We start from the raw sequence: 6,970 nt of genomic DNA on the forward strand, positions 1-6,970 counted from the left end.
ATTCTGTTCTCGATAAAAAATCGTCTATTATATTGTATTTTTCCTTGACAGCAGGTAAAAACAACCGGCTGTTTTTTTGATGAGAATTTGGGAAGCGTACCGTTGGATGTGTGATTCGCCGCTGTTTCATCACATAATGTCGATTATGTTATAAATCAATATTCCTGTATTTAAAAACTGCAAAAAACAGATAAAAAGGAGGGCGGCAATGGAAGAAACAGCAACGGTTCAACTTGAGCTTAATGTAAACATAAATCTTCCCTGCGAAGAAAGGGAAATAAACGGCAATACCGATGCGGCATTCAATTATGCCAGATACTGCCGAGATATTTTCCGAATCCGGCAGAACCTCCAAAATACTCTGTCTCCAAAAGAGGGGAACCATAAGGAGGAAACACATGATTAAAAAACACAAATTTCCGCTGTCCGCAATTACCGGAACCATACTTTGTATCCTTCTTGTTCCGATTATTCTGATGAATATAATTTTAATCACACGTACCTATCTGAATCCCGATGAACTTCCGGGGATATTCGGGGTTAAACCGGCCATCGTGCTCTCGGGTTCCATGGAGCCGGCAATTCATACGGGCGACCTGATTTTCATTCACGAAACGGAACCGTCGGTGCTTCGGGAAGGTGATGTCATCTGCTATCTCACATCCGGAAAAGCCGTAACTCACCGAATCATGGACATTACCGCCGGAGAAGACGGTTTGCCCCGGTATGTGACTCAGGGTGATGCCAATAATACGGCGGACCGTCTGGCGGTCTCTGCGGGACAGATTGAAGGTATCTGGAAAGGAGGACGGATCGGCGGACTGGGAAATGTTATCCTCTTTATCCAGACTCCTGTGGGCATGATTCTTTTCATCTTCTGTCCTCTCCTCCTTTTCATTCTCTGGGACATCCGGCAGCGACGCCGCCTGGATAAAGCAGATGCCGCACGAACCGCCAGACTGGAAGCCGAACTGGAAGAACTCCGCTCCGGCCAGGCTGCCGCACGAAGGGAACCGGAAACAAAAAAAGAATAGCTGTTCATGCACCAGCTTCTGCCTGCGGGCACAGAGCAGACTGAAGCTGTAACTATAACCAGACTCCTGCCTGGGTGCAGACTGCCGCAGGCACATGCGGGAACCGTGCCTGGGCGATACATAACCTCTACACGGTTCCCCATTTATAAAAGAAAGCGAGGAAGAGTACATAATGAAGAAAAAGTCTTATGTAGGCCGCCTTGGCGCCCTTGCCCTGATGCTGACTGTAATCACTACCTGTCTCCTGGGCGGAACCATGGCCCGATATGTAACCGAAGTAACCGGATCCGCCACAGCTACGGTAGCCGCCTGGAGTTTTAAAGCCAATCATGGCGGAGCTGAACTAACCACTACTACTCCTATTGACCTGGGCGACACCAGTTATGATGAAACGACTCTGAAAGAGGGCGTTATCGCTCCCGGTGCAAGCGGAAAATTCACGATTGAGATCGATGGCAGCGGCAGTGAAGTGGGCATTGACTACGATGTAGCTATCAAAGCTTCGACGACAAAGCCTGACGCATCCGGAACCAACTTACCGGATGATTTACTGTTTTCAACAGAAGAAATCACTGCTTCAAAACCAGGTGTCGCTCTGAATAACTTAACGATTCCAACCGGTAATATTGACTATTCCACTACAGCCAATGATATGAAAAAGGACATCACAATCTACTGGGCATGGGGATTTGGAGAGAACGATACTAAAACCAGTAATGACAACACCTATGCCGGAAAGACCTGGGCTCTGGATATCACCGTCACCGGCAAACAGATTGTTCCAACGTCATCCAACCCATAAACTTCATATCAATCATTCATTTTCCGCCCCCTGTGCCGGGGCGGTCCCCCGGGGGGATGAAATCAGCCCTCAGGAAAGGGCATCACAAACGGTGATGCCTTTTCCTGCAGGCTGAAAACAGATTGTTTTCGTTACAGATAAGGAGGATACCGGAAAAATGGCGCGAGTTTACAATACTGCATCTCCCCCCGCTCCAGAGGAAGATGAATCAAAAAGACGGTGGCTGCTTCTGTTCCTGCTGCTGTCCCTGGCTCTTATTACCTCCTGCGTTGCCGGATATTTGCTGGGAAAACGTGCCGGACAAAAGCCGGCCGGACAAATCATCGATACGATTTTACTTGCCCCGGAAGAATCTGCCGCCAGAACCAGGACACATCTGACAGGGCGCATTTTCTATTCAGACGGCTCCCCGGCTGCCGGACGGCATATCGAACTTCACAGTGAGCCCGTCTCGACGGTTACTGATTTGGACGGACGTTTTTTATTTCCCAATGTTTCGTTTGGTGAACACACTATCACTGTTTATAACCAGGACGGCTCCGTGGATGCGAAACAGCCCGTCACCATATCACCGGATAAAGAGGAACAGGGCGTAATTATCACCAGAGACTCCAACCAGGACTACGCCATCACCGTTGCCGTCGATATCAGAATCCTGGAACTGGTCATCGAACTGGACGACGGCCAAATTACGCTTCAGCCGGACCGGCATCTTTATGCCGATGACCGTGGATGGGTCACAACACCGTCCGGTACGGCATCTACCAGCAGCGGTGTCATTGTAACGCCGGGAGGAGCCGTCCACCTGCCGGACGGTACCATTGTAATCCCCAACAGCAGTGGAAACGCCGCCGCAGTTATTTTACCGGATGACACCGTAATTTATCCGGACGAACCAATAACAGGAAACGGTTATACCGTTGAACCGGACGGCTCCGTCACCCTGGCGGATGAAACGTTAATCAAACCGGACGGGACTATCACTCTCCCGGGGTCGGAAATCCAGGCTCCCGGAGAAAACGGCGTAATTATTAATAATGAATCAGTTATACCAATAGGCGGAAACGCTTTACCGATACAAGAGCGTCAGACAGAGGCCGACAGCCCATCAGAGACATCGGGCGTCCCCGACGGGAGCAGTCCCTCCGCTAAACCAAATACCGATGCCGGTCCTGACGCTTCCCCAGATAATACGGCACCGTCTCATTTACCTGACGCTCCTGCTCCATCGGACGGCTCTGAATCATCAGCCGTAGGCAGCGGCGGCAACTCCGGCGGCGGAGGACATGGCGGCAGCCACACGAAAAACACGGAGGCCAGCACTGAAGGCACCGAACCCACCACCGAAGGCACCGAACCCACCACCGAAGGCACTGAGCCCACCACCGAAGGCACTGAACCCACCACCGAAAGCGGTGAAGGTGAACTTACTTTTTGGGGAAATGTCAAAGATACCGCTCACTATACTCCATGGAACCAGGGCGATATAATCGATTTGTTCTATAACCGTACAGGCGGGCCTGCGGAAAAAATAGCCCCGGGCTCCTCCGGATTTTACCGTTTCCAGTTAAAAAACACGCTCTCCAGAGAGTTAAGACTTACACTGGATATTTCCGAGGGAGAGGTCCATCTTCCTCTTCAAATTACGCTGACTCCTTTAAAAGCAAACGGCGGCAAACTCACCAGACAGGCTGTATCCGGTTCCATTACGGACGGTAAACTGACCTTGCAGGATAAAATCGGTGCGAACGAATTTATTACATACCAGTTAGACTGGGAATGGCCGTTTGCCGGGAATGACACAGCCGATACCGCGATAGGGGAGGCCGGAGGGATATACACGCTTCAGCTTCTGATTCATGCCGAGGAGAATTGACAATACCATGAAAATAATATGCAGGTTTTTACGGCAATTGCTTTTGCTTATCCTTATCCTCCTTTCGGCGGTATGTCTCCACCAGCTTGCCGCATGTGCCGTTTCGGGCCAAAAACTGCCCTCTGTTTTGGGTTATTCTTCTGTCACGGTATTATCCGGCAGTATGGAACCCGCTTTTTCGGCCGGAGACCAACTGATTATCCGGCGCGAAGCACAATATGAGCCGGGCGATATGATAAGCTTTTGGAATGACGGCATCCTGATCACACATCGCCTGATTGAGCAGACCGATAAGGGAAGTATTACAAAAGGGGATAACAATAATACCCGGGACGAAGCTCCTGTGCGGCCGGAACAGATTGCCGGGCGCGTCGTTCTGATTCTCCCCCGCGCGGGAAATGCTCTGCTTTTTCTGCGCACGCAGAAGGGTGTCCTGACGATATTATTTCTGGGACTTTTGATTTGGTTCCTTCCAGGTTTGATAAAGAGAATGAATGGTTACAGAAAGAGGTGCAGAAAATGAGAAAACATCTGTCGGCCATCAGAATTGCCGCATATCTGTTCTGTCTGTCCGCGGCGGGTGCACTGGTTATCGGGACTACCTACGCCTTTTACAGCAGCAGTGTCTCCGGCTCTGCAAAAGCAAAAACGGCCGCATTTGCCCTAGATGTAACAGATTCACACCAAAATCAGGTGGATCTGACCGCGGAACTGGCAGGCATGAGGCCGTCACAGGAAAAAGAGATTGCCTTTGTGGTTACAAATACTAAAAACAGCACGGTCAGTGATGTGGCCCAGGAATATTCCATTACCATCACCACCACCGGCAATCTGCCGCTTACCTACAAGCTGCAGGGCGCCGACACTTCCGCTCCGGAAGGCGGTTATGTGACAGAGTCCGGGCCGCTCTCCTGGTCGGGAGGCCTGCTGCCTTTTTCCTCTTCCGGCGTCACACATACCTATGTTTTAACCGTTATATGGCCTCCCGATGATGACGATGAAAGTCTCTCGGACGAAATTGATCTGATCACTATGACCATTGACGCAAGGCAGGCTCTGCCGGATGCCGCGCCATAACGGACAGGAGGTAAATAAATGAAACAATCTGCTTCAGGCGTCTTTATCAGGCGGCGCCTCCTGCCGGCCGCGGCGCTGCTGGCGGCAATCCTTTTATTGTCCTTTGCCGGCATCACCGCTGCCCGCTATGTGACACAGCATCAGAAAGCCGGAATCGCCTCGGCTCAGGATTTCTATTTCACCAGTGATCTGCTGAAAGAAAATCCACCGGCCGGCACCTTTTATTATATGGATCCCCAGGCCGGTAGTTTTCAGATAAACGTTTATAATTATGCCGATTCCCAAAGAACGACGTCTGTCGACATTGACTATACCTACAGCATCGTCAACGGAACGGACGGCGGAGCCGGCACAAGCGGAGCCGGCCTTTTATCCGGCGGCGCTGAAAGCACAGGACTTATCACGGTTTATCCCGGCCAGGACGGCAGTGATGTTACCGTAGCCGTAACCGCTTCATCCCCCTATAAGAAAATACTCACAGCCACATTTAAAATGACTCTCGGCAATCAGTTTCTGGTGGATGACAATTCCGGCGGCACTGCGGCGGTTCTTATTATAACCTGTACCGACTCGGCAAAAGACATCCCTCTTCTGCTCCCCGATTACGTGATTCCCGACGCCACCGACGAGCGCATCGTATCAGCGGACGGAAGCTATATTTTTAAATCGCCCGGCTGCGGCGTTTATTCGCTGGTTCTTTTGAAACTGACCGCATCGGCCGATCTGAGCCGGGACAGTACCCCCTTTGCCGATCAAATCAATCTGAAATGACTTTAAAATCATCACAACCGGAACAGTCCGTTCCCGGCTTTTCAAATGGAGGAGTAGCCATGAGGATAAAATCTCTGAAAAAAAGAATTTTCCGCAGAGGCCCGCGTCGCCGCTTTCTGGCGTTCCTGGTGGTTCTCTGCCTGTTGTTGAGTCATCTGAATCTCGGCTTTATGGCCGCCTATGCAACGGGCGGCAAATCTAAAACCTTTCATATCGGTACAAATATTACCGCAAAACTGAGAGACGGAGTACTGACTCTTTCCGGGACCGGGGATACCGATGATTATCAGGCAGACACAGCCCCGTTTTTGGACTACAGCGGAGAAATTCATACCCTGGTCATTGAAAGGGGAATTACCTACATCGGTTCATATCTGTTTTACGGACTCGGTGAACTGGGAGGTGAACTGAGCCTTCCTGAAAGTATCGTCGGCTTCGGTGATTATGCCTTTTCAGGTGATACACAGGAAACAGCTCCTCATTTTACTAAAATCCGCAATCTGTTTGAGTACGGAGAGATTGCCCGGATGGAGGAGACGGATGATAGGGACGATACGGATGATGGAGATGATTCAGAAGAAACGGATAGAGGCAGTAAGCCTAAAAAACATAAACCCTCAAAGACTCCGGGAGACGGTCAAAAGATTGCCACCGATTCAAATGCGGAAACAGCATCAGTATCAGACCATCCGGCTCAATTGACCTTCCAGCCCCTGAGTGGAACAGGCTTGGAATCCTCAATTCAAAGTTTCTCAGGAGGCAAATCAGACAAATCCGAAGGGTCATCCTCAGGAGGCGATAAATCTGAGCATACCGGCTCCACCTCCGGGAAGTCTGAAGCTGGGAAATCAGAAGCTGGGAAGTCTGAAACCAATAATTCGGATTCTTCCGGCAGCGCCAGCGGCTCCGATTCCTCGAAAAACAGTGCGGACAGCTCCAGCGGGGATAGCTCCTCCGGCTCTGATAACAACGGTTCCGGCGACAATGGTTCCTCCAATTCCGATAATGACAGTTCAGGCGGTAATATTTCCTCCAATTCCGATAATGGCAGTTCTGGCGGTAATATTTCCTCCGATTCCGGTAATGGCAGTTCAGGCGGACACGATTCTTCCAATTCCGGCGGCAGCAGCTCTGGCGGAAATGACTCTTCCGCCCCCATTAACGGCAGTTCCGGTGGAAATGATTCCTCCGGCTCTGATGGCGACAGCTCCGGCACAGACGATTCCTCCCAGTCCGGCGGCAACAGCTCCGGCGTGAATGATTCCTCCCAGTCTGATGGCAACAGCTCCGGCACAGACAATTCCTCTCAGTCCGGCGGCAACAGCTCCGGCGCGAATGATTCCTCTCAGTCCGGCGGCAACAGCTCCGGCGCGAATGATTCCTCTCAGTCCGGCGGCAACAGCTCCGGCG

General features: G+C 51.1%; 7 protein-coding genes and 1 pseudogene. All 8 read left to right on the forward strand.

The window, feature by feature from the left end:
* Positions 1-208 precede the first annotated feature (208 nt).
* Positions 209-406 (forward strand): hypothetical protein, encoded by a 198-nt coding sequence (locus QZT18_RS18535; RefSeq protein WP_294150272.1) that lies wholly within the window; start codon positions 209-211, stop codon positions 404-406.
* On the forward strand, positions 399-1,034 hold the full coding sequence (locus tag QZT18_RS18540; protein WP_294150274.1) for a signal peptidase I: 636 nt from the start codon (positions 399-401) through the stop codon (positions 1,032-1,034). Before QZT18_RS18535 ends, QZT18_RS18540 begins: the two co-directional genes overlap by 8 nt.
* A gap of 172 nt (positions 1,035-1,206) precedes the next feature.
* Positions 1,207-1,836 carry a hypothetical protein gene (locus tag QZT18_RS18545; protein ID WP_294150276.1) on the forward strand — a complete coding sequence of 210 codons (630 nt, stop codon included), beginning with the start codon at positions 1,207-1,209 and terminating at the stop codon, positions 1,834-1,836.
* Between the two features lie 157 nt (positions 1,837-1,993).
* Entirely contained in the window at positions 1,994-3,712 is a 1,719-nt protein-coding gene (locus tag QZT18_RS18550) for a carboxypeptidase regulatory-like domain-containing protein (protein WP_294150278.1), read from the forward strand.
* Between the two features lie 7 nt (positions 3,713-3,719).
* Positions 3,720-4,235, forward strand: coding sequence for a signal peptidase I (locus QZT18_RS18555; RefSeq protein ID WP_294150280.1), 516 nt, complete (start codon positions 3,720-3,722; stop codon positions 4,233-4,235).
* The gene (locus QZT18_RS18560) at positions 4,232-4,789 is read left to right on the forward strand and encodes a hypothetical protein (protein ID WP_294150282.1); all 558 of its coding nucleotides are present in this window, start codon (positions 4,232-4,234) and stop codon (positions 4,787-4,789) included. Before QZT18_RS18555 ends, QZT18_RS18560 begins: the two co-directional genes overlap by 4 nt.
* An 18-nt stretch (positions 4,790-4,807) precedes the next feature.
* On the forward strand, positions 4,808-5,560 hold the full coding sequence (locus QZT18_RS18565; protein WP_294150284.1) for a hypothetical protein: 753 nt from the start codon (positions 4,808-4,810) through the stop codon (positions 5,558-5,560).
* Positions 5,561-5,619: 59 nt separating this feature from the next.
* Positions 5,620-6,970: pseudogene (locus QZT18_RS18570) on the forward strand (hypothetical protein); the annotation flags it as partial.

It is taken from the genome of uncultured Clostridium sp. (genome assembly GCF_900547735.1).
Classification (GTDB): Bacteria; Bacillota; Clostridia; order Lachnospirales; family Lachnospiraceae; genus Otoolea.